Source organism: Sphingobium jiangsuense, from assembly GCF_014196495.1.
Taxonomy (GTDB): domain Bacteria; phylum Pseudomonadota; class Alphaproteobacteria; order Sphingomonadales; family Sphingomonadaceae; genus Sphingobium; species Sphingobium jiangsuense.
On sequence record NZ_JACIDT010000007.1, the window covers coordinates 1 to 20,803 of the forward strand.

General features: G+C 67.4%; 19 protein-coding genes and 1 riboswitch. Of the genes, 13 read left to right on the plus strand and 6 right to left on the minus strand.

Annotation, left to right across the window (positions count from 1 at the left end; genetic code table 11):
* Positions 1 to 407 precede the first annotated feature (407 nt).
* Positions 408 to 1,397: a LacI family DNA-binding transcriptional regulator gene (locus GGR43_RS10830; RefSeq protein WP_188071984.1), complete on the minus strand. Its 990-nt coding sequence runs from the start codon at positions 1,395 to 1,397 to the stop codon at positions 408 to 410.
* A gap of 139 nt (positions 1,398 to 1,536) precedes the next feature.
* Between GGR43_RS10830 and recQ the strand changes: the two genes are divergently transcribed.
* The 3 genes from recQ to GGR43_RS10845 all read left to right on the plus strand — a co-directional run bounded on the left by recQ (position 1,537) and on the right by GGR43_RS10845 (position 6,727).
* The gene (gene recQ / locus GGR43_RS10835) at positions 1,537 to 3,306 is read left to right on the plus strand and encodes a DNA helicase RecQ (protein WP_188071985.1); all 1,770 of its coding nucleotides are present in this window, start codon (positions 1,537 to 1,539) and stop codon (positions 3,304 to 3,306) included.
* Positions 3,307 to 3,812: 506 nt separating this feature from the next.
* A complete protein-coding gene (locus tag GGR43_RS10840; RefSeq protein WP_188072180.1) occupies positions 3,813 to 4,181 on the plus strand; it encodes a YbaN family protein in 369 nt (122 codons plus the stop codon).
* Between the two features lie 79 nt (positions 4,182 to 4,260).
* Positions 4,261 to 4,491: riboswitch (cobalamin riboswitch) on the plus strand.
* A 208-nt stretch (positions 4,492 to 4,699) separates the two neighbouring features.
* Positions 4,700 to 6,727: a TonB-dependent receptor plug domain-containing protein gene (locus tag GGR43_RS10845; RefSeq protein WP_188071986.1), complete on the plus strand. Its 2,028-nt coding sequence runs from the start codon at positions 4,700 to 4,702 to the stop codon at positions 6,725 to 6,727.
* Between the two features lie 44 nt (positions 6,728 to 6,771).
* Here GGR43_RS10845 and GGR43_RS10850 read toward each other — a convergent pair whose 3' ends face one another.
* Positions 6,772 to 7,695 (minus strand): ABC transporter substrate-binding protein, encoded by a 924-nt coding sequence (locus tag GGR43_RS10850; protein WP_246343610.1) that lies wholly within the window; start codon positions 7,693 to 7,695, stop codon positions 6,772 to 6,774.
* A 122-nt stretch (positions 7,696 to 7,817) separates the two neighbouring features.
* On the opposite strand from GGR43_RS10850, the gene GGR43_RS10855 reads away from it, so the two are divergent.
* Together GGR43_RS10855 and GGR43_RS10860 are read left to right on the plus strand one after the other, a co-directional pair.
* Positions 7,818 to 8,786: a FecCD family ABC transporter permease gene (locus tag GGR43_RS10855; protein ID WP_188072182.1), complete on the plus strand. Its 969-nt coding sequence runs from the start codon at positions 7,818 to 7,820 to the stop codon at positions 8,784 to 8,786.
* Entirely contained in the window at positions 8,780 to 9,574 is a 795-nt protein-coding gene (locus GGR43_RS10860; RefSeq protein ID WP_188071987.1) for an ABC transporter ATP-binding protein, read from the plus strand. Before GGR43_RS10855 ends, GGR43_RS10860 begins: the two co-directional genes overlap by 7 nt.
* 144 nt (positions 9,575 to 9,718) lie before the next feature.
* Here GGR43_RS10860 and GGR43_RS10865 read toward each other — a convergent pair whose 3' ends face one another.
* The gene (locus GGR43_RS10865; protein ID WP_188071988.1) at positions 9,719 to 11,608 is read right to left on the minus strand and encodes a glycosyltransferase; all 1,890 of its coding nucleotides are present in this window, start codon (positions 11,606 to 11,608) and stop codon (positions 9,719 to 9,721) included.
* 361 nt (positions 11,609 to 11,969) lie between these two features.
* Between GGR43_RS10865 and GGR43_RS10870 the strand changes: the two genes are divergently transcribed.
* Positions 11,970 to 12,716, plus strand: coding sequence for a hypothetical protein (locus GGR43_RS10870; protein ID WP_188071989.1), 747 nt, complete (start codon positions 11,970 to 11,972; stop codon positions 12,714 to 12,716).
* Here the strand turns inward: GGR43_RS10870 and GGR43_RS10875 are convergent.
* The 3 genes from GGR43_RS10875 to thiS form a co-directional block, all read right to left on the minus strand.
* On the minus strand, positions 12,638 to 12,934 hold the full coding sequence (locus tag GGR43_RS10875; protein WP_188071990.1) for a hypothetical protein: 297 nt from the start codon (positions 12,932 to 12,934) through the stop codon (positions 12,638 to 12,640). The genes GGR43_RS10870 and GGR43_RS10875 overlap by 79 nt on opposite strands.
* Before the next feature lie 221 nt (positions 12,935 to 13,155).
* Positions 13,156 to 13,326, minus strand: a complete 171-nt coding sequence (locus GGR43_RS10880) for a CsbD family protein (protein ID WP_188071991.1) — start codon at positions 13,324 to 13,326, stop codon at positions 13,156 to 13,158.
* A gap of 131 nt (positions 13,327 to 13,457) precedes the next feature.
* Positions 13,458 to 14,462 (minus strand): sulfur carrier protein ThiS, encoded by a 1,005-nt coding sequence (gene thiS / locus GGR43_RS10885; protein ID WP_188071992.1) that lies wholly within the window; start codon positions 14,460 to 14,462, stop codon positions 13,458 to 13,460.
* Between the two features lie 169 nt (positions 14,463 to 14,631).
* On the opposite strand from thiS, the gene aroQ reads away from it, so the two are divergent.
* The 7 genes from aroQ (at position 14,632) to GGR43_RS10920 (ending at position 20,655) form a co-directional block, all read left to right on the plus strand.
* Complete coding sequence (aroQ, locus tag GGR43_RS10890; protein WP_188071993.1) at positions 14,632 to 15,072, plus strand: type II 3-dehydroquinate dehydratase; 441 nt, start codon at positions 14,632 to 14,634, stop codon at positions 15,070 to 15,072.
* Between the two features lie 122 nt (positions 15,073 to 15,194).
* A complete protein-coding gene (gene accB, locus GGR43_RS10895; protein ID WP_188071994.1) occupies positions 15,195 to 15,668 on the plus strand; it encodes an acetyl-CoA carboxylase biotin carboxyl carrier protein in 474 nt (157 codons plus the stop codon).
* 13 nt (positions 15,669 to 15,681) lie between these two features.
* A complete protein-coding gene (gene accC, locus GGR43_RS10900; RefSeq protein ID WP_188071995.1) occupies positions 15,682 to 17,028 on the plus strand; it encodes an acetyl-CoA carboxylase biotin carboxylase subunit in 1,347 nt (448 codons plus the stop codon).
* Positions 17,029 to 17,047: 19 nt separating this feature from the next.
* Entirely contained in the window at positions 17,048 to 17,218 is a 171-nt protein-coding gene (locus GGR43_RS10905; protein WP_188071996.1) for a hypothetical protein, read from the plus strand.
* Positions 17,215 to 17,553: an arsenate reductase (glutaredoxin) gene (gene arsC / locus GGR43_RS10910; protein WP_188071997.1), complete on the plus strand. Its 339-nt coding sequence runs from the start codon at positions 17,215 to 17,217 to the stop codon at positions 17,551 to 17,553. The genes GGR43_RS10905 and arsC overlap by 4 nt, the downstream gene beginning before the upstream one ends.
* A 104-nt stretch (positions 17,554 to 17,657) precedes the next feature.
* The gene (locus tag GGR43_RS10915; protein ID WP_188071998.1) at positions 17,658 to 18,407 is read left to right on the plus strand and encodes a ParA family protein; all 750 of its coding nucleotides are present in this window, start codon (positions 17,658 to 17,660) and stop codon (positions 18,405 to 18,407) included.
* Positions 18,408 to 18,777: 370 nt separating this feature from the next.
* Entirely contained in the window at positions 18,778 to 20,655 is a 1,878-nt protein-coding gene (locus GGR43_RS10920; protein ID WP_188071999.1) for a PhoX family protein, read from the plus strand.
* Positions 20,656 to 20,803: the final 148 nt, after the last annotated feature.

Consider the following 20,803-nt stretch of genomic DNA (forward strand, 5'->3'; position numbering starts at 1 on the left):
AGCAATTGCGGCAGGATCGGCGCCAGCAGCACAATCGCCATCGTCGACAACGTCACCGGCAGCAATAACGAAAAACCGGTCATGAAACCGGGGGTCTGGTGCTCCGTCATCCTTCCACTCCCAAAATGCTGGAATATGGATGGGATGAAGGGCGGGACCATTTCCGCCCCGGCCTCCGCCGATCCCGTGCAGGGCCGAACCGGGCGGGATGCAGCGGCGCTTCCGTCACGCCTGCCGCCCGCTTTCCGCCAGCCATCCGAGAACGGGAAGCCCCTCGCCTCTCCGCTTCCTGTATTTTACCTCGCGCATGGTGTCCGATAAGCGGCGCGGCCGTCAAATCGATAAGATGAAACCGACCTATCCATTGCGTCGAACGCGTGGACGATACGCACGGGGGGCCGCCGCCCTCAGCCGATCCGGGCGACCGAATCCCGCTCCACCAGCCGATAGTCGAGCACCGGGCGCGGCGCGTCCGTGCCGCCGATCCCTTCGATAATGGCAAGCCTGCCCAGTTCCTCCAACGGCTGGCGGATCGTCGTCAGCAACGGCCAGCAGGTGCGGGTCGCGGGAATGTCGTCGAACCCGGCGACGGAAAGATCCTGCGGCAGGGAAAGGCCCATGTCGTGCGCCTGCGCCAGAACGCCCAGCGCCATCTCGTCATTGGTGGCGAAGATCGCAGTCGGCCGTTCCGCCCGCGCCAGCAGCCGCGCCGCCGCGCTCTTGCCGGATTCGAAGGTGAAACGGCCCGGCGCGAGGCATTTCGGGTCGACCGGCAGCCCGGCTTCCTCCATCGCGTCGACAAATCCGTCGAAGCGCGCCCTTGCGGAAAGATGGTCCTCCGGCGGGCGCACCACGCCGATGCGGCGGTGCCCCATGCCGATCAGATAGCGCGTCATCCTGTAGGCGGCCTCGCGGTCATCGACGCTGATGATCTTGCCCGGCCCCGGCACCACACCCGCGATGCGGACCAGCGGCGTGCCCTTGCGCTCCACCAGCGCGAGGAAATCCGCGTCGTCGGAAATGGGCGGCGCGACCAGCAGCAGGTCGGGCGCCAGCGTGGAGACCAGCCGGTCGATCACCGGCGACAGGTCCTCATCCTCCGGCAGCACCGGCTCCACCACCAGATGATAGCCCAGTTCCCGGCAGCACCGCGCCGCGCCGGACTGGACCGCGGTGGTGTAGGCGGGGCTGGGGTTGGAATAGAGATAGGCGACGAGAAAGGATTTGCGCCCCGCCATGCGCCGCGCCGACTGGTTGGGGCGATAGCCGAGCGCCTCCACCGCCTCCAGCACCTTCTGCCGCACAGCGTCGCGGACATGCGGTTCCCGGTTCAGGACCCGCGAAACGGTCTTGATCGATACGCCTGCCCGCTGGGCCACATCTATGATCGTCGCCAAACTCTTCTCTTTCCGCTGTTCAGCATCCGTCTTTAGATCGCCCGCGCGCCAGCGAGAAGCCCCAGCGAGAAACCCGATGTTTCCCTCATGCCGCAATAGCCGCTTCCCGTTTGAGCCCGGCCGCCCTATAGCCCCCGGCATGCCTGCCGATCCCGCCACCCTGCTGCACGACATCTTCGGCTTCGAACGCTTTCGCGGCGTGCAGGAGCAGGTCGTCACGCGGATCATCGCCGGGCGCAACACGCTGGCGATCATGCCGACCGGCGCGGGCAAGTCGCTCTGCTACCAGTTGCCTGCGATGGCGATGGAGGGGTGCTGCATCGTCATCTCGCCGCTGATCGCGCTGATGCACGACCAGTTGCGCTCCGCCCGCGCGCTGGGCATCCGCGCCGCCAGCCTCACCTCTGCCGACGCCGACTGGCGCGAGACGCAGGACCGGCTGGTCGCGGGCGAACTCGACCTGCTCTATGTCGCGCCCGAACGGGCGAGCGGCGCGGGCTTCCGCAGCCTGCTGGAGCGCGCGCGGATCGGCCTGTTCGCGATAGACGAGGCGCATTGCGTGTCCGAATGGGGGCACGACTTCCGCCCCGACTATCGCCTGCTGCGCCCGCTGCTCGACAGCTTCGCCGATGTGCCGCGCCTTGCCCTCACCGCCACGGCCGACGAGCATACGCGGCAGGACATATTGGTGCAGCTCGGCATAGAGGCCGAGGGGCTGGTCATCTCCGGCTTCGACCGGCCCAATATCCGCTATGCGATCCAGCCGCGCGACGGGCTGATGCGGCAGATCGGCGCGGTGATGGACGCGCATCCGGGCCCCGGCATCATCTATGCGCAGACCCGCGCGGCGACCGAGAAGATCGCGGAGAGCCTCAAGGGGCGCGGCCGCCCGGTGCTGCCCTATCATGCGGGCCTGCCGCCCGACGTGCGCGCCGCCAACCAGGCCGCCTTCATCGCCAGCGAGGATATGGTGATGGTCGCCACCGTCGCCTTCGGCATGGGCATCGACAAGCCGGACGTGCGCTTTGTCGTCCATGCCGGCCTGCCCAAGTCGATAGAGAGCTATTATCAGGAAAGCGGCCGCGCCGGGCGCGACGGCGACCCGGCGGTGGCGACGCTGCTCTGGGGCGCGGAGGATTTCGTCCGCGCGCGCCAACGCATCACAGAGGTCGACCCGGAACGGCAGAAGGGCGAGCGGGCGCGCATCGCTGCGCTGGGCGCGCTGGTCGAGACCGGCGCCTGCCGCCGCGCGGTGCTGCTGCGCCATTTCGGGGAAGACCCGCCGCCGACCTGCGGCAATTGCGACAATTGCCTCGCCCCGCCGCCCAGCGTCGACGCGACGACGACCGCGCAGAAGCTGCTCTCCGCCGTCTACCGCACCGGGCAGAGCTTCGGCCTCGGCCATATCGAGGCGGTGCTGACCGGCAAACCGAACGACAAGATCGCGCAGCGCGGGCATGACCGGCTGTCGGTCTACGGCATCGTCGAGGGCGAGGAAACCGCGCTGCTCAAGCCCGTCGCCCGCGCGCTGATGGTGCGCGACGCGCTGGAGACCAACGAGCATGGCGGCCTGCAATTCGGCCCGGCCGCGCGCGCCTTCCTGCGCGGCGAGGAAAAGATCGCGCTGGTCCTGCCGCCCGCGCGCCAGCGGCGCGGCAAGCGCAACGGCGAGGCGAACCCGGTCGGCGATCCGCTGTTCGAGGCGCTGCGCGCCTGCCGCCGCACGCTGGCGATGGAGGCGGGCCTGCCGCCCTATGTGATCTTCCACGACAGCACGCTGCGCGACATGGCGGCGCGGCGCCCCCGCTCGCTCGCCGACCTCGCGCTCATCTCCGGCATCGGCGAACGCAAGCGCGAAGCCTATGGGCAGGCCTTTCTGGACGTGATCGCGAGTTTCGAGGGCGGGTAGTTTCGGGGCCCGGCGGGGTTTTGCTGCTCCGGTGGAGGGCGTGCTTCCCGACCCAATAAACCGTTCGCCCTGAGGTGTCGAAGCCCTGTCTTTCTCCTTTCTTCAATGCAGAAAGGAAGTACGGCCGTTGGGCTTCGCCCGCCCTACGGGTCGACAACCTCAGGGCGAACGGAGGTGGAGGGCGCTCTCAATCTTCTCCGTCATGCCAGCGCAGGCTGGCATCTCAGGAGGCGGCGCACGACATGGCCTGCCACCCCAGCCTGCGCTGGGGTGACGAATGCGGGAAGGTGACCGCGCACCCCCAAGCCAGCCCTCCTCAATGGAAGGTTTTTGTTGCACATCGCGGCGGAAAAAGAGAAGCATTAGCAAATGTTTCCCCCAGCCTCCTTTCCGGCGCAAAGTCCCTTCCCCCGCAGGATGACGCCTTGACCGGGCATCCCGACGATCCCGATCCGGAACCCGCCGAGGCCGGACGCCGCTACCGGCGCGCGGTGCGTGTCGGCTGGATGCTGCTGGGCCTGTTCCTCGTCGCGCTCGGCATCATCGGGGCCTTTCTGCCGTTGATGCCGACGACCATCTTTCTCATCCTCGCGGCGGGATGCTTCGCCCGGTCCTCGCCGCGTCTGGAAGCCTGGCTGCTCGACCATCCCCGGCACGGCCCCGCACTGCGGGCATGGCGGGCGGAAGGGGCGATTTCCCGGCGGGGCAAGCAGGCCGCCTGCCTCGGCATGACGGCGGGCTACGGCATTTTCTGCCTCACCGCCCGCCCCGCCTTCCCGCTCGCCGCCGTGGTGGCCGCCGCTCTGCTCGGCAGCGCCGCTTGGATCATCCGGCGCCCCCTGCCGAGCGCCTCCCTGCCCCGCGACCCCGACTGATTTCCGCCCGCCATCGCGATGAGGCATTGGCGGATCGCAAACTTTGGGCTAAGAGCCGCCGCGAAGCCGGCCCGTCCGGTTTCACATAGATCGCGCCGGTGCCCGTAAGGGCTTAATTCGGGAATGCGGTGAGGAAAGGGAAAGCCCCCTTCCAAATCCGCGGCTGTCCCTGCAACTGTAAGCGGCGAGCGCGATGCACATGGCTTCCTGCCCCAGGGCGGGAAGCAGCCACTGGGCGCAAGCCTGGGAAGGCCGTGCATCGATGCCCTGACCCGCGAGCCAGGAAACCAGCCGGCGTCTGGTCGCTCTTGCCTTGGATTCAGGAGATGGTCCGGGCACGGTAGCTTTTCCGTCTGAGCGACGAAACCCATGCGGCGGGGCCGCACCGGTGCACGGCACGGGCGACATGCGCCCGTCCGTCGTCGCGCATCGGCCCTCGATCGGGTCGCCGCAAGGCGGTCCGGGCGGGGGCGCCCCATCGCGAGAGAACAGATGCTCAGGCGCGAAAAGGGGTTATCATGCGGAAATTCATGGCCACGATCATGCTGGCGGCGGGCGCTTCCTCGTCCGCGCTCGCGCTCGCTCAGGGACCAGGGGCGGCGCCTCTCGCCGACACGCCCGCCGACGGCGGCATCGTCGTCACCGCCAGCCGTTCGGGCGATCCGGTTTCCGGCGATCTCGTCGGCTCCTCCGTCACCGTGCTGGACAGCGAGGCGCTGGAACTGCGCCAGACGCGCATCCTCTCCGACATATTGCGCGACGTTCCCGGCGTCGCGGTCAGCCGCAGCGGGGCGATCGGCGGCAAGACCGACATCCGCATCCGCGGCTCGGAGGGCAATCATGTGCTGGTCTATGTGGACGGCATCAAGGCGAGCAATCCCTATCAGGGCGAGTTCGATTTCGCGCATCTGATCGCCGACGAGAATGCGCGGGTCGAGGTGCTGCGCGGCCAGCAGAGCGCGCTCTACGGTTCGGACGCGATCGGCGGCGTCATCAGCTACACCACCCTGTCGGGCCGCGAGGCTCCGGGCTGGTCGCTGCGGGCGGAAGGCGGCTCTTTCGGCACCTTCTCCACCGCCGGGCGCGCGGCAGGGACCGTGGGCGACAGCTTCGACTATGCGCTTTCCGCCAGCTATCTGACCACCGACGGCTATCCCACCGCACCGGGGGGCACGCGCGATATCGGGTCCGACAACCTTGGCACCTCGGCCCGCTTCAACTGGACGCCCGGCCCCGATTTCCGGGTGACGGCGGTGGCGCGCTACAACCGCACAAAGGCGGATTACAACGATCAGGCGATCACCGCGGCCTCGCCCGTCATTCTGGGCTATCCGGTCGTCACCGCCGTGGACTCGCCCGGTTTCCGCTATCGCAACAGCTCCTTTTCCGGGCTGCTGGGCGCGGAGCTGGACCTGTTCGACGATGCGCTGACCACCGCCCTGTCCGGCCAGATCACCGATGTCGACAACGACAATTACAACGCCTTCGGCTATAGCTACGGCAATCGCGGTCGCCGCTATCGCGCCAATTTCGTCAACACCGTCCGCTTCGGCAACGACCGGGTGCGCAACCGCTTCACCGCCGCCATCGATTATGAGCGCGAGGAATTCCGCACCGTCGATCCCTATGGCTATGCCTTCACCGGCAAGCGCCATATCGACAATTGGGGCTTCGTCACCCAATATGACGTGACGGTCGACGACCGACTGGCGCTGGGCGCATCGGCGCGGATCGACGCCAACGACCGCTTCGGCGACACGACCACCTGGCGCCTGACCGGCAGCTACATCCTGCCGACCGCGACCCGCATCCATGCCGCCTGGGGCACCGGCGTCAAATCGCCCACCGCCACCGAGCTGTTCGGCTATTATGACGGCGTCTATATCGGCAATGCGGACCTGCGGCCGGAGCGGTCGCGCGGCTGGGAAGCGGGCGTGGAGCAGAAGCTGGCCGGGGACGCCCTCGTGCTGGGCGCCACCTATTTCCGCAACCGCTTCTTCGACCAGATCGAAACCGCCTATGCGTTCGTCAACGGATCCTATGTCTCCACCAGCCGCAACACCGGCAAGACCAGCCGGCAGCGCGGTATAGAGGCGTATGCCAATGCCCGCTTCGGCGACTGGCGGGTGGACGCCGCCTATACCTGGCTGAAGGCGCCGCAGACCGTGCTGGTCCTCGCCGACCCCGCGCCCGCCAATGGCGGTTGGCAGGATCCCGTCGAGGTCGAGACGCAGGCGATCCGCCGGGCGAAGAACATCGCCAGCTTCAATCTCAGCTATGTGCCGCAGGACCTGCCGTTCAGCGCGACGCTGACCGTGCGCCACAACGGCAGGCAGCGCGACTATGCGTTCAATTCCAACTATCAATATCTGCTGGCGGACCTGAAGGCGTACACGCTGGTCAACCTCGCCGCCGCCTTCGACATCAGCCGCGCCGTCCAGATCTACGGCCGGGTCGAAAATCTGTTCGACGAAAACTATCAGGAAGTGTTCACCTTCGCGACGCCGGGCCGGGGCGCCTATGGCGGCGTCCGGGTCCGCTTCTGAGCGGGAATGCGGGGCGGCGCGCAAGGGCCGCCCCCCGTCCGTCCCTATCGATGCGCCGGCTCTTCCATCTGGGCGATCGCGGATTGCGCGGCGCGGACATAGGCCGGGCCGCCGCACACCGTCCATGCCTGCGGGATGCTGATCCGCGCGATGCCGTCGAGCGCCGGGTGATGCAGCATCTCCGTGCCCTGATCGCGCACGCTGTCGGTCGCGCTCTCGACGATCAGATAATCGGGCCGCGCCGCGACCATCTCCTCCAGCGAGAGGTGGGAAAGGACCGGCTTGCCGAGCCTGCCCGCCAGATTGACGAGGCCGATCCGCGTCATCAGATCATCGACCAGCGTGCCGGTGCCGGTCATATAGCCCCGGCGCTGATAATAGGCCGCGACCCGTCCCCCGCCCGCATCCCTGGGCAGCGCGGCCAGTTCCGCGTCCATCCGCGCGATCAGCGCCTCGCCCCGCGCCTCATGGCCGAGGGCGGCGGCGACCTGCCGGATCGAGGCGGCGATATCCTCATAGCGCTCCGCAAAGGGGAGGTCGAGCGTCGGCCAGGCCCGGCCCTTCAGCGCGGCGAGCGCCGGGCTGCCGGTGGCGGGCATGCCGATCACCAGATCGGGGTCGGCGGTCAATATCTCCTCCGCCGTCCCCGCGAGCAGGGGCAGGCCCTGCGCGCGCGCCGCCTCGCCGGACATCTGGGGATCGACCGCATTGCGGGTGAGACCGGCGATCTGCCCGCGATCGGCCAGCGCCAGCACCAGCTGATCCGCGCACAGGTTGAGCGAAACGACCCGCCGGGGCGCGTTGCGCGGGACGGCATCCGTGGCGTGCGCCACCGGCGCGGGCGGGCCGCCGTTCCAGACCATCGCCGTCCCCGTGATCCCCGCCCCGGCAATCCCGGCGCAGGCCAGCATCAGGCCGGCCGGGCCGATCCGCGCCGGACGGCGGCGAAAGAATCTCTTGAGCGGCATGACGCCGCCATCCATAGCAACAGCGTTCCGCGACACAAGCATGTCCCGGCGCGCCGATCCGACATGAGGCCGATGTGACCACTCCAGCCCCCGCCCCGCCAGCCCCAAGGCACAGGCTGCTGATGCCGCTGCTGCTGATCCTGCTGCTGGCCGCGGGGGCGGGATCGCTGGCGCTCGGCCCCGTCGCGCTGCCCGCCGGGCGCATCCTCGCCGCGATGACCGGCGAGGGGGACGCGATCGCGCGGACCATCCTGTTCGACCTGCGCCTGCCGCGCACGATCATCGGCCTGATGGTGGGGGCGATGCTCGGCCTCGCCGGGGCGGTGCTGCAAGGCTATTTGCGCAATCCGCTGGCCGAACCCTCGGTGCTCGGCACCTCCAACGCGGCGGCGCTGGGGGCTGTCGCCGCGCTCTATTACGGCCTTGCCAGCCTGCATCCCGCGATGCTGCCCCTGCTCGCCATAGCGGGCGCGATGCTTTCGCTGCTGTTGCTGTTCCTGCTGGCGGGCCGGTCGGAAAGCGCGCTGTCGCTGATCCTCGCGGGCATCGCCCTCTCCACGCTGGCGGTCGCCGGGACCAGCCTCGCGCTCAACCTGTCGCCCAACCCGTTCGCCGCGATGGAGATCATGAACTGGTTGATGGGGTCGCTGGAAAACCGCTCGGCCGAACATATCTGGATCGCCCTGCCCTGCATCCTGCCGGGCATGGCGCTGCTGCTGTGGGACGGGCACGCGCTCGACGCGCTGTCGCTGGGGGAGGACGGCGCGCGCTCGCTGGGGGTGGACCTGCGCCGCACCCGGATGCGCATGCTGCTGGGTGTCGCCATCGGCGTGGGCGGCGCGGTGGCGATATCGGGGGCGATCGGCTTCATCGGCCTGATCGTGCCGCATATCGTGCGCCCGCTGACCGACCGCAGCCCGTCCGCGATCCTCCTCCCCTCGATGCTGGGCGGCGCGGCGCTGCTGACGCTGGCCGACATAGCGGTGCGCCTGATCCCCACCGGCAACGAGCTGAAGCTGGGCGTCGTCACCGCCTTTCTGGGCGTGCCGATCTTCCTCTTCCACCTGCTGCGGGAGCGCCGGATATGGTGAGCGTCACGCTGGAGAATATCTCGGTCGATCTGGGCCGCCGCCCGGTGCTGCGCGGCGTCAGCGCGACGATGGCGGCGGGCGAGATGATCGGCATCATCGGCCCCAATGGCGCGGGCAAATCCACGCTGGTGCGCGCGATGCTGGGCCTGTCGCCGCTGTCGGGGGGAAGCGTCGCCATAGACGGCCGGCCGCTCGCCGCGCTCCACCCCCGTCAGGTCGCTCGCCGCATCGCCTATCTGCCGCAGGGGCAGACGCTGCACTGGCCGCTGGGCGTGGAGCGGCTCGTCGCGCTGGGCCGCCTGCCCCATCTGGCGCCGATGTCCCGCATCGGCGAGGAGGACCGCCGCCTGATCGCCGAGGCGATGGAGCGCGCCGACGTGCTCGCCCTGCGCGATCGCACCGCGACCCATTTGTCGGGTGGCGAGCGCGCCCGCGTATTGCTCGCCCGCGCGCTAGCCGTGGGGGCCGCCGGGCTGATCGCCGACGAGCCGCTCGCCTCGCTCGATCCCGGCCATCAGATCGACGTGATGGAATTGCTGGCGCGCGAGGCGCGGCAGGGCGCGATGGTGGTGGCGGTGCTGCACGACCTCACCATGGCCGCGCGCTATTGCGACCGGCTGCTGCTGATCGACCGGGGGGCGCTGGTCGCCGACGGCCCGCCCGCGCAGGTGCTGACGGCGGAGCGGCTGCGGCAGGTCTACGGCATAGGCGCGCGGATCGAAACGCAGGGGGACGGCCCGCCCTTCGTCATACCGACCGACCGGATCCGGGTGGAGGGACTGATATGAAGAACGGTTCGGGCTGAGCGAATTGGGTTCACGCGGAGGCGCGGAGCGGAAAGGTTGCGTAGCAGGCTCGCTCCTGCCCGGCATGGGCCTGGGCGAAAGAGGAGAACAGGGAAACGCCTCGCCTCAGTACCTCCGCGTCTCCGATCAAGCCTCCACGCGCGCCTCGCGCAGCAGCGGGTCGGCGCGGATCACCGCTTCGACCGGGGCCGCCTGCGCGGTGCCGTTGACATGGCGGATCGCCATCGCGGCCATATAGGGCGCGCTCAGGAAGCGCAGGGCCAGCCCCGCCGCGCCGACAAAGGCCAGCACCGCGAACTCCACGCCCAATATGCTCTGCCCGATCAGCGCCAGCAGGCCGAAGAACAGGCAGGCGACGCCCAGCACCGTTTCCATCATCGTCGAGGTGAACGGCGTTTCCTTCGTTTCCTCGACCGCGAACTTGGGGGTGCGCCGCCATGCGAGCGGCTTGCTCGACAGGCCCGCCACCCCCGCGACCAGGATGGTGTAGGAAAGCGACATGCGCGCGATCTCGCCATGGATCATGTCCACCACCCGGCTGCACCCCGCGAGGCGATAGCGGTGCCAGGTCCGCACCAGCGAGGTCAGCGTGCCCAGCGTCAGCAGCAGCCAGACCACGTCGGGCACATCGACCGGCTCCATGGAGCGGGTCAGCAGCGCGGCGCTCGTCATCGCGAGGCCCAGCACCGCGCAGATCATGCCGAACAGCATCCGCAGCGGCGCGACGCAGCGCAGCACTTCCAGCAGCTTGGTCCAGCCCGGCATGCGCGGCGCGAGCGGCGCCGGCAGGAACAGCTTCCAGTAGCGGCGCAGCTGCTGCACCGGCCCGGCCGTCCAGCGGAAGCGCTGCTTCTTGTAATCGTCGAAGGTTTCGGGGATCAGCCCCCGGCCATAGGTTTCGCCGAGGTAGAAACCGTGATAGCCCGCCGCGCGCAGCCGCACGGAAACTTCGCTGTCCTCGGTCAGGCACCATTCGGCCCAGCCGCCGACCTTGCGCAGCGCGTCGGCGCGCAACAGGCACATGGTGCCGATGGTGAACGCCCCGCCATATTCGCTGACGCCGGGCATATCGACCTTGTTGTTGGGCATATATTCCCAATAGCAGGCGGTCAGATAGTCGCTGCCCGCATAGCCGCAATAATCATGCGGCGTCTGGACATAGGCGATGTCCGGATCCTCGAAGAAAGGCGTCAGGCGCGAGAGGAAATCGGGCCGCGCCTGATAGTCGGCATCGACCACGGCGACGATCTCCGTATCGGGCGCCATCACCTCCAGGCAATAGTTCAGCGCCCCGGCCTTCGCGCCGGGCAGCGGCGAGACGTGGAAGAAACGGAACACCTCGCGCCCCAGCCGCTCGTTGAGCCGCGCGCAATGCGCCTCCAGCGGCCGCCACAGCGCCTCGTCCTTGGTGTTGTTGTCGCAGACCAGCACCTCGAACGCCTCATAATCCTGCGCGGCGAGGCGGTCCATCGTCAGCTTCACCACCTCCGGCGGCTCGGCATAGCAGGGCAGGTGCAGCGACACCTTGAACTCGCGCTTGGCCGCGCCGGGCTTGGGCGGCGCGATGGGGCGGCGCCATTGCTCATGGGTCAGCACCGATTCCCGCGCGAACCGCTCGGCGAAATCGAGCGCGAACACGATCACCGCGCTGGCCAGCCCGGCGAACGCCATCGCCTCGACCCATGTCGGCAGGCCCGCCTCAACGATGAACAGCGAGGCCCAGACCGCCGACACCAGCATCGCCAGCGGCTGCACCGTCATCCACAGGATGCCGGGCATGCTGAGGCGGTTGACATAATAGCGCATCACCGCCGCCATGTTGAGGAACAGCACGAAGATCAGCAACTGATCGACCAGATGCCCGGTCAGCAACGCGGTCAGCGCGACCGCCGCGATGGAGGCGCCGAAAATCTCGCCCATCTCCTGCGACTCGGGGCGGGCCATGCGATGGGGCACCGTAACCGCGCGCACCGCCAGCAATGCGGCGATGCACGCCATGACCGCAAGAAACACCATCGAGGAATCAAGAAACGACCGCGACAAGTTCATCATATAATCCCTATCGATATTCTCAGGGCAACCCGCTGTTTTTCTTCTACAATCGCCATAAGGCTCCGAAGCTTGCCCGCGCAAGGGGGAAGGAGGAAGGCGCATCCGGCCATGAAAACCCCGCAGCCTGCCGCGGCCATGGGCCGGGCACAGGCATGGATGGACAAACAATCGGGCCGATGGTGAGTTCCCTCTTCCGCGCCCAAGGTTCAACCCGTCCGCGCTCGGCATGTCGCGCGGATGGACCGTTTCACCCCATAAGCCTTTCCGCGCGAAGGCAAAAGGCGGTCATGCCGGGGCTGGACGGCATGCGCACGGGGGAGGATCGATGCGACGGGGATGGACAGGCCTTGCTCTGGCGCTGGTGGCGCCGCTTTTCCTCGCCCATCCGGTCCGTGCGGCGGAGGAAAGCCCCGCCGGCCTCTATCGCGCGCAGGCCGGCCCCGATGCCGCGTCCCACCTGCTGATCGGCGAGGACGGACGCTTCGGCTTCGAGCTGATCGCGGGCGCGCTCGACCTGCATGCGCAAGGCAGCTGGCAGCGCGAGGGCGACGGCCGGATTTCCCTCACCACCCTGCCGCGTCCGCGCGCGCCGGAACTGGCGGTCGGCGGCATGACGCGCCGGGAAAGCGAGCCGCTGACCGTGCGCGTCACCCTGCCCGGCGGGCGGGGCGTGCAGGGCGTCGACTTCCGCATCGGCCTTGAAACCGGCGAGACGATCGAGGCCTATACCCAGCGCGACGGCTGGCGGAACGACCCGGCGGACAGGCGCCGTCCGCTCTGGATCGAGCTGGAGGAACCCATTCACGACATCCGGCTTGATCGCACGGCCGTTCCGGCGGGGGAGAACGACCTGCATTTCATCCTGACGCCTCATGATGTCGGCGTGATGGATTTCGACCGCAGCCCCGCCGAATTCGACGGCGAGCGGCTGACCGTGCACAGCCCCAGGGGCAGCATGACCTTCCGCCGCGTGGAAAGGCGGCCGGAGGTTGCTCAGCCCGAAGCAGACGAAGAGGCCGGGACCGGGGCCGAAGCCGAGCCGTCCCCCGGCGACGGGCGGCGGATCAGGTAGCGATAGACGCCGGTGCAGTTGATGCCGAGCAGCGCGACATTCTGCCAGCCTATGCCTTCGCTGTCGGGCTGGTAAAAGCCCCAGAGGATCAGGGCGATGGAACTGCTGACGAACAGGACGAAAGCCCAGCCGGTGATTTTCCGCCCCAGATCGAGCGACACGATCAGCGCCGCCAGCGTCGCCGCGCCCGCTCCATAATATTGGGCAAAATCCAGCATGCACCTCTCCACCGCTTCCTCGCTATCCGATGGATACGCCCGGACGGCCGGAAGGCTCCCATTCTTTCCGTCACGCCAGCGCAGGCCGGCATCTCAGAAGGGCGGCGCGCGATGGCCGGCGGCCCGGCCTGCGCCGGGGCGACGAGTGAAGCGCATCCCACAAAAAACCGCCCCGATCCGGGGCGGCTGCAAGGTCATGTCTGGAAACCGGGGAAAGGCGGTCAGATATCGTCGCCCAACGCTCCCTTCACCTTGCCGGCGAGTTGCTGGGCCTTGCCCTTCACCTCCTGCGCGCGGCCTTCGTCGCGGGTCCGGGGATTGTCGCTCTTCTGCTTCATCTTGCCCATGGCCTCATTGGCATTGCCTTTGACCTTGTCGACCAGTTCACCCACTGTCCTTCTCCTTCCAGATTGAACGGATAGGAAAAAAACGGGCGGGGCCGTCCATCGTTCCAGCCCCTTGGCCCATTCGCGACGAATGGAGGGGGAACGGGACGAACGCCCTTCCCCATCGCCGGGGCCGGTCAGATCAGCCCGGCGAGCGGGCTGGACGGGTCGGCATACATGCGCTTGCCCATCCGCCCGGCGAGATAGGCCATGCGCCCGGCCTCGACCCCGGCCTTCATCGCGCGGGCCATCAGCACCGGGTCCTTCGCCTCGGCGATCGCGGTGTTCATGAGGACGCCGGTGCAGCCCAGCTCCATCGCCTCGGCCGCTTCCGACGCGGTGCCGACCCCGGCGTCCACCAGCACCGGCAGGCTGGTGCCCTCGACGATCAGGCGGATGGTCACGCGGTTCTGGATGCCCAGGCCCGATCCGATCGGCGCGCCCAGCGGCATGATCGCCACCGCGCCCGCATCCTCCAGCCGCTTGGCTGCGATGGGATCGTCGACGCAATAGACCATCGGCTTGAAGCCTTCCTTGGCCAGTATCTCGGTCGCGCGCAGCGTTTCGACCATGTCCGGGTAGAGCGTGCGCGCCTCGCCCAGCACCTCCAGCTTGACGAGGTCCCAGCCCCCCGCCTCCCGTGCGAGGCGCAGCGTGCGGATCGCCTCCTCCCCGGTGAAGCAGCCCGCCGTATTGGGCAGATAGGTGATCTTCCTGGGGTCGATATAGTCGGTCAGCATCGGCGCCCTGGGGTCGCTGACGTTCACCCGCCGCACCGCGACGGTGACGATCTCCGCGCCCGACGCCTCGACGGCGGCGGCGTTCTGCTCGAAGCTCTTATATTTGCCGGTGCCGACGATCAGGCGCGAGCGGAAGGTCTTGCCCGCGACGGTCCAGCTGTCGTCATGCATCTCGGCGGAGACATCGCCGCCGCCCACAAAATGCACGATTTCCAGCTCGTCCCCATCCTCGACCATGGTCTGGGCGAGCAACGAGCGCGGCACCACCTCCAGATTGCGTTCCACCGCGATCTTTTCCGGCACGAAACCCAGCTCGCTGGCCAGCTCGGCCAGGGTCAGCCCTTCCCGAACGCGCCGATGCTCGCCGTTCAGATGGATGGATATGGTTCCGTCGACTGTCACCCTCTATGCGCCTTCCCTTGTCCGGCCGCGCGCCCTTTCCCGCCCGGCCATCCGCAAAGAGCTGTCCGCGAACGGCTGGACCTTGCGCGCAAAGCCACATATCAAGGCGCTGCATATAGGCACTGGGCGCCTCATCGCAACAGCGAGACTGGCAAAGCAGGGGAAATTTATGGGCGACAGCCGCAAGATACTGGTGTTGAACGGCCCCAATCTCAATCTTCTCGGCACGCGGGAGCCGGACATCTACGGCTATGACACGCTGGACGACATCGCCGCGCGCATGGAGGATGTCGCGGCGCGCGCGCATGTGGAAATCGATTTCCGCCAGTCCAACCATGAAGGCCATCTGATCGACTGGCTGCACGAGGCGCAGGCCGAGGGCATGCATGCGGTGATCCTGAACGCCGGGGCGTTCACCCACACCTCCATCGCGCTGCTCGACGCGATGAAGGCGATCAAGGTGCCGGTGATCGAGGTGCACCTGTCCAACCCCCACACGCGCGAGGAATTCCGCCACAAAAGCTATATCGGCATGGGCGCGAAAGGGACGATTGCGGGCTTCGGCCCCATGTCCTACATGCTGGCGCTGGAAGCCGCGCTGGACCTGTAGCGACGGCGCGCCGAAGGGGCGGCGCGCGCGGCCGGGCACCAACTAGCGGTTGCGCTTCGCGGGAAAGCGCAATAGGCGCTTTGGCAAACGGAAACAGCCTATCCCATGATTAGAGGGACAAGATGAACGATAAACATGAAAAGGGCGCGATGCAGATCGATGTCAATCTGGTCCGCGAACTCGCGGAAATGCTCGACACCACCAATCTCACCGAGATCGAGGTGGAGGACGGCGACCGCAAGATTCGCGTGGCGCGCACCGTGCAGGCCATCGCCGCGCCGGTAGCGGCGCCCCTTGCGGCAGCAGCGCCCGCCGCGCCCGCAGCCGCCGCCGAAGCGCCCGCCGCCCCCGCCGCCGTTCCGGCCAATGCAGTCAAATCGCCGATGGTCGGCACCGCCTATCTCGCGGCCGAGCCGGGCGCCGCCCCGTTCGTCAGCGTCGGCCAGACCGTGAAGGCGGGCGACACGCTGCTGATCGTCGAGGCGATGAAGGTGATGAACCCGATCACCGCCACCAGCGCCGGAACGGTGCGGCAGGTGCTCGTCGAGAACGGCCAGCCGGTCGAGTTCGACCAGCCGCTCGTCGTCGTCGAATAAGGCCGCCCGCCCCATGTCGATCGAGAAGCTGCTGATCGCCAATCGCGGCGAAATCGCGCTGCGCATCCACCGCGCCTGCCATGAAATGGGCATCAAGACGGTCGCGGTCCATTCCACCGCCGATGCCGACGCGATGCATGTGCGCCTCGCCGACGAGGCCGTCTGCATCGGGCCTCCGGCTGCGCGGGACAGCTATCTCAACATCGCCAACATCATTTCCGCCGCCGAGATTTCCGGCGCGGACGCGATCCACCCCGGCTATGGCTTCCTCTCCGAAAACGCGCAGTTCGCGGAGATCGTCGAGGCGCACGGCCTGATCTTCGTCGGCCCCAAGCCGGAGCATATCCGCATCATGGGCGACAAGGTGGAAGCCAAGCGCACGGCGGGCGCGCTCGGCCTGCCGCTGGTCCCCGGCTCCGACGGCGCGATCACCGATGTCGGGGAAGCCAAACGCCTCGCGCGCGAGATCGGCTATCCGGTGCTTATCAAGGCGGCCTCTGGCGGCGGCGGGCGCGGCATGAAGGTGGTTCCTTCCGAGGACCTGCTCGAAACGCTGATGAAGCAGGCGGGCACGGAGGCCAAGGCGGCGTTCGGCGACGACACCGTCTATATGGAGAAATATCTCGGCAATCCGCGCCATATCGAATTCCAGATCTTCGGCGACGGCAACGGCAACGCGATCCATCTGGGCGAGCGCGACTGCTCGCTCCAGCGCCGTCACCAGAAGGTGCTGGAAGAGGCGCCCTCGCCCGTCATCTCCGCCAGCGAGCGCGCGCGCATGGGCGGCGTGGTGGCCAAGGCGATGGCCGACATGGGCTATCGCGGCGCGGGCACGATCGAATTCCTGTGGGAAAATGGCGAATTCTATTTCATCGAGATGAACACCCGGCTTCAGGTCGAGCATCCCGTGACGGAGATGATCACCGGCGTCGATCTGGTGCGCGAGCAGATCCGCATCGCCGAGGGCAAGCCGCTGTCGGTCGCGCAGGAGGAACTGCGCTTCACCGGCCATGCGATCGAATGCCGCATCAACGCCGAGGATCCGCGCACCTTCGCGCCCTCGCCCGGCACCGTCACCAGCTATCATGTGCCCGGCGGCATGCATGTGCGCGTCGACAGCGGCCTCTACCAGGGCTATCGCGTGCCGCCCTATTATGACAGCATGATCGGCAAGCTGATCGTCTATGGCCGCACCCGCGAAGGCTGCATCATGCGCCTGCGCCGCGCGCTGGAGGAATATGTGATCGAAGGGATGAAGACCACCATCCCGCTGCACCAGAAGCTGCTGAACGATCCCGAATTCCAGAATGGCGACTATACGATCAAATGGCTGGAAGAGTGGCTCGAAAAGGATCAGTGATCCGATAGGGGAGGCAGGGATGCGACGCGGAAAGATCGTCTTCACCGGCAATTTCGTGGATTATTTCATCAAGTCCCTGCTCCTGCTGCTGCTCTGCGTCGTCACCTTCGGCCTCGCCATTCCCTATTACGCCTATTGGACGTTCAAATATTTCTTCACCAACATGGAAATCGAGCTGTACGATCGATGAAAGCGACCATCTGGCATAATCCGCGCTGCTCCAAATCGCGCGAGGCGCTGGCGATCCTGAACGACACGCCCGGCGTCGAGGTGGAGATCGTCGAGTATCTCAAGACCCCGCCGAGCCGCGCCGAACTGGCCGCGACCTATGCGAAGGGCGGGATGAGTCCGCGCGACGGGCTGCGCAAGGCCGAGGACGGGGCGAAGGCGCTGGCGGGTGCGGACGACGACGCCATCCTCGACGCGATGGCCGCCGACCCGATCCTGATCGAGCGGCCGCTGGTCATCACCGAAAAGGGCGTGCGCATCGGCCGCCCGCCCGAAAGCATCCGCGAAATCCTCTGATCGCGGGCGCGGGCGCTCTCCGTTCCGCCTGCTGTCATCGTCCTGTCATCTTTCTTGCCTAACGCCCTTGCCGGAACGCATGGGGCGGGGCTAGCCTGCCGCGCATGGGCAAGGAAGAAACACTGGCTACCATCGCCGTCTACAGCCTGAAGGGGGGCGTGGGCAAAACCACCTTTGCCATCAACCTGGCCTGGGCCTCCGCGCGCAACAGCAGCAGGCGCACGCTGCTCTGGGATCTCGACCCGCAGGCGGCGGCGACCTGGATGCTGTCCGCCGACCGCAACGGCCGCGACGAGGCGCAGGCGATCTTCAGCAAGGATGTGGATGTCGAGACGCTGATTCGTCCCTCCACGATCGAAGGAATAGACCTGATCGCCGCCGACACCTCGCTGCGCGGGCTGGACCGGCTGTTCTTCGAACTGGGCAAGAAGAAGCGCCTCGCCAAGCTGATCGAACGGCTGAAGGCGCGCTATGACCGGATCATCCTCGATTGCCCGCCCGGCCTTACCGAAACCAGCGAGCAGGTGCTGCGCGCGGCCGATATCGTCATCGTGCCGGTCATCCCCTCCCCGCTGTCCCAGCGCGCGCTGGGCGAGGTCGCGCGCTATCTGGTGCAGAATGGCGGCAGCCATGCGCCGATCCTGCCGGTCTATTCGATGGTCGACCGGCGGCGGCGGCTCCACCGCGAGGCGATGGAGGAAAATCCCAAATGGCCGGTCGTGCAGATGGCGAGCGCGGTCGAGCTGATGGCGTCAAAGCGCCAGCCCATCGGCGAATATGCCGCCACCAGCCCCGCCGCCCGCCAATTCGCCTTCCTGTGGCAGGCGATAGAGCGGCGGCTTTCGAAGCGATAGGCAGGCGGCACGCGAATAGGCCGGTGCGCCCGGTTGGGATGTTTATACGACATAGCCCTATCGTCATGCTGAACTGGTTTCAGCATCCATCAAGCCCCACACCCCACTCAATCCGGCGAAATGGGCCCTGAGCCGAAGGCAGCGCAGCTAAGTTCAGCATGACGATGAAGGCTGAGGTCCGCTTCTGACCGCGCGCGCCTCACCCTCCCCGCCTCATCCCACCGCATTTCATCCCAATTTCATGATCCTGTCATGCAGCCGTCGCCGTCCCGCAACGGGCTCGTCACGCTCGCCTGCCACAGGGGCGCTGCGCGGTCGTTTTCGGCCGCCACCGACAGCCACAAGCCCAGAGAACAGGGGAACAACCATCATGTCTCATCTCACCGATGCGGCGCGCGCGCCCTATCGCGACGCCCAGTCCGCCATCGAAACCGACACCAGCATGGAGGCCATCGTCGCCGCCAATCCGTCGCGCCGCACGATGCTGCGCAACAGCCTGTTCGGCCTGACCATGCTGCCCCTGTTCGGCACGCTGGCCGCCTGCGACGACGATGACGACGCCAGCCCGACGCCCACGCCCACCCCTGCCCCGACGCCCACACCCACGCCGGCGCCGGAGCCGAGCTATTCCATCGGCTTCACCCCGGTCGCGGCCAATCGCGACGACACCGTGACCGTCCCGGCGGGCTACAGCGTGGCGGTGATGCTGAAGGCGGGCGATGCGATCGAAAGCGGCGCCGACAGCTATTCCGGCAGCTATCCCACGCCCGCGCAGGCCGAAAAATGGGCGGGCGGCAACCATGACGGCATGGAATATTTCGAGCTGGAGGGCACCGATCCCAATGCGGGCGGGCTGCTCGCGATCAATTTCGAATTCCCGGATTACAACATCCTGATGGCGGGCAGCTACAACGCCGCCACCGCCACCGCCGACCAGAAGGCGATAGCGCTTTCCGCCGTCGGCATCGGCGTGGTCGAGGTCGCCAGGGGCAGCGACGGCAAATGGGCGGTCAAGTCCGGCTCGAAATACAACAAGCGCTATACCGGCAACAGCAGCTATCGCGCGGGCGGCCCGGCCTCCGGCCTGCTGTCGGGCACGATCAAGGGCATGCTCAACAACTGTTCCAGCGGCCGCACGCCCTGGGGCACCTACCTCACCTGCGAGGAGACGACCGACAATTATCTCGACCCGACCCAGCCCGCCCGCAACTATGGCTGGGTGGTCGAGATCGACCCCTATCAGGAGCTGGCCGAGCCGACCAAGCGCACCGCGATGGGCCGCTTCAACCATGAGAATGTCGCCTATATGGCCAACGCGGACCGCCGCGTCGCCTTCTATATGGGCGACGATTCGACGCCGGGCTGCATCTACAAATTCATACCGTCGCGCGCCTACAGCGCCACCAACCGCGCCAGCAACATCGACCTGCTGGATTACGGCACGCTCTACGTCGCGAAGTTCAACGGCGACGGGACCGGCGAATGGATCGCGCTGGTGCAGGGGCAGAACGGCCTCGTCGCAGGGGCGCAGGATCCGGGCAATGTCAGCCAGTCCGTCACGCCGCCCGCCGCGACCACGGTGAATTTCACCAGCCAGGCCGACGTGCTGATCAACACGCAGTCCGCCGCGCGCGTCGCCGGGGGCACGGTGATGGACCGGCCGGAATGGATCACGGTCGCGCCCGACAACAGCTCCATCTACGTGACGCTGACCAACAACAGCGGCCGCCGGGTGGCAAGCCCCTCCAACCCGCGCACGACCAACCTGCACGGCCATATCATCCGCTTCAGCGAGGAAGGCAATTCGCCGCTGGCGACGAAGTTCAGCTGGGAAATCTTCCTGCTGGCGGGCGATCCGGGCTTTTCCGCCGGAGGCGCCAACCTGACGGGCGACATCAACGGCGACACCTTCTCCAGCCCGGACGGCCTCCGCATCGACCCCAAGGGCCGCCTCTGGGTGCAGACCGACCATAGCGTGCCGGGCAGCTCCGGCGTCAGCGGCGTCACCATCGAGGATGTGGTGGGGCATAATGCGATGTTCACCATCGACCAGCAGACGAAGCAGTCGAAGCGCTTCCTCGTCGGCCCGGAAGGCTGCGAGATCACCGGCCTCGCCTATACGCCGGACCTCAAGACCTTCTTCGTCAACATCCAGCATCCGACCGGCAACTGGCCGATCAACGGCGAAGAACCGCGCTCCTCGACCGTGGTCGTAACCCGCGACGACGCGCAGCCGGTAGGGAATTGATCGATGGCGGCCGCCGGGAGGTTTCTTTCCCGGCGGCCGCTGCCCGGTTCATGAGGACGATTGGCGATCTGATCCCCGACATAAGAGAACCGTTGGAAGCCTGTTGACCCGAAAGGCGGGCAAAGCCCAACGGCTGTACTTCCCCCTT

Bases quoted from the DNA above. Each gene is read 5' to 3' on its own strand.
- GGR43_RS10855 (WP_188072182.1), top strand. From the start codon at position 7,818: ATGCCGCTGCTGCTGATCCTGCTGCTGGCCGCGGGGGCGGGATCGCTG.
- GGR43_RS10875 (WP_188071990.1), bottom strand. From the start codon at position 12,934: ATGCTGGATTTTGCCCAATATTATGGAGCGGGCGCGGCGACGCTGGCG.
- GGR43_RS10840 (WP_188072180.1), top strand. From the start codon at position 3,813: ATGCTGCTGGGCCTGTTCCTCGTCGCGCTCGGCATCATCGGGGCCTTT.
- GGR43_RS10870 (WP_188071989.1), top strand. From the start codon at position 11,970: ATGCGACGGGGATGGACAGGCCTTGCTCTGGCGCTGGTGGCGCCGCTT.
- GGR43_RS10920 (WP_188071999.1), top strand. From the start codon at position 18,778: ATGTCTCATCTCACCGATGCGGCGCGCGCGCCCTATCGCGACGCCCAG.
- accB (WP_188071994.1), top strand. From the start codon at position 15,195: ATGAACGATAAACATGAAAAGGGCGCGATGCAGATCGATGTCAATCTG.
- accC (WP_188071995.1), top strand. From the start codon at position 15,682: ATGTCGATCGAGAAGCTGCTGATCGCCAATCGCGGCGAAATCGCGCTG.
- GGR43_RS10915 (WP_188071998.1), top strand. From the start codon at position 17,658: ATGGGCAAGGAAGAAACACTGGCTACCATCGCCGTCTACAGCCTGAAG.
- GGR43_RS10845 (WP_188071986.1), top strand. From the start codon at position 4,700: ATGCGGAAATTCATGGCCACGATCATGCTGGCGGCGGGCGCTTCCTCG.
- GGR43_RS10865 (WP_188071988.1), bottom strand. From the start codon at position 11,608: ATGGTGTTTCTTGCGGTCATGGCGTGCATCGCCGCATTGCTGGCGGTG.
- aroQ (WP_188071993.1), top strand. From the start codon at position 14,632: ATGGGCGACAGCCGCAAGATACTGGTGTTGAACGGCCCCAATCTCAAT.
- GGR43_RS10860 (WP_188071987.1), top strand. From the start codon at position 8,780: ATGGTGAGCGTCACGCTGGAGAATATCTCGGTCGATCTGGGCCGCCGC.
- GGR43_RS10905 (WP_188071996.1), top strand. From the start codon at position 17,048: ATGCGACGCGGAAAGATCGTCTTCACCGGCAATTTCGTGGATTATTTC.
- arsC (WP_188071997.1), top strand. From the start codon at position 17,215: ATGAAAGCGACCATCTGGCATAATCCGCGCTGCTCCAAATCGCGCGAG.
- GGR43_RS10850 (WP_246343610.1), bottom strand. From the start codon at position 7,695: ATGCCGCTCAAGAGATTCTTTCGCCGCCGTCCGGCGCGGATCGGCCCG.
- recQ (WP_188071985.1), top strand. From the start codon at position 1,537: ATGCCTGCCGATCCCGCCACCCTGCTGCACGACATCTTCGGCTTCGAA.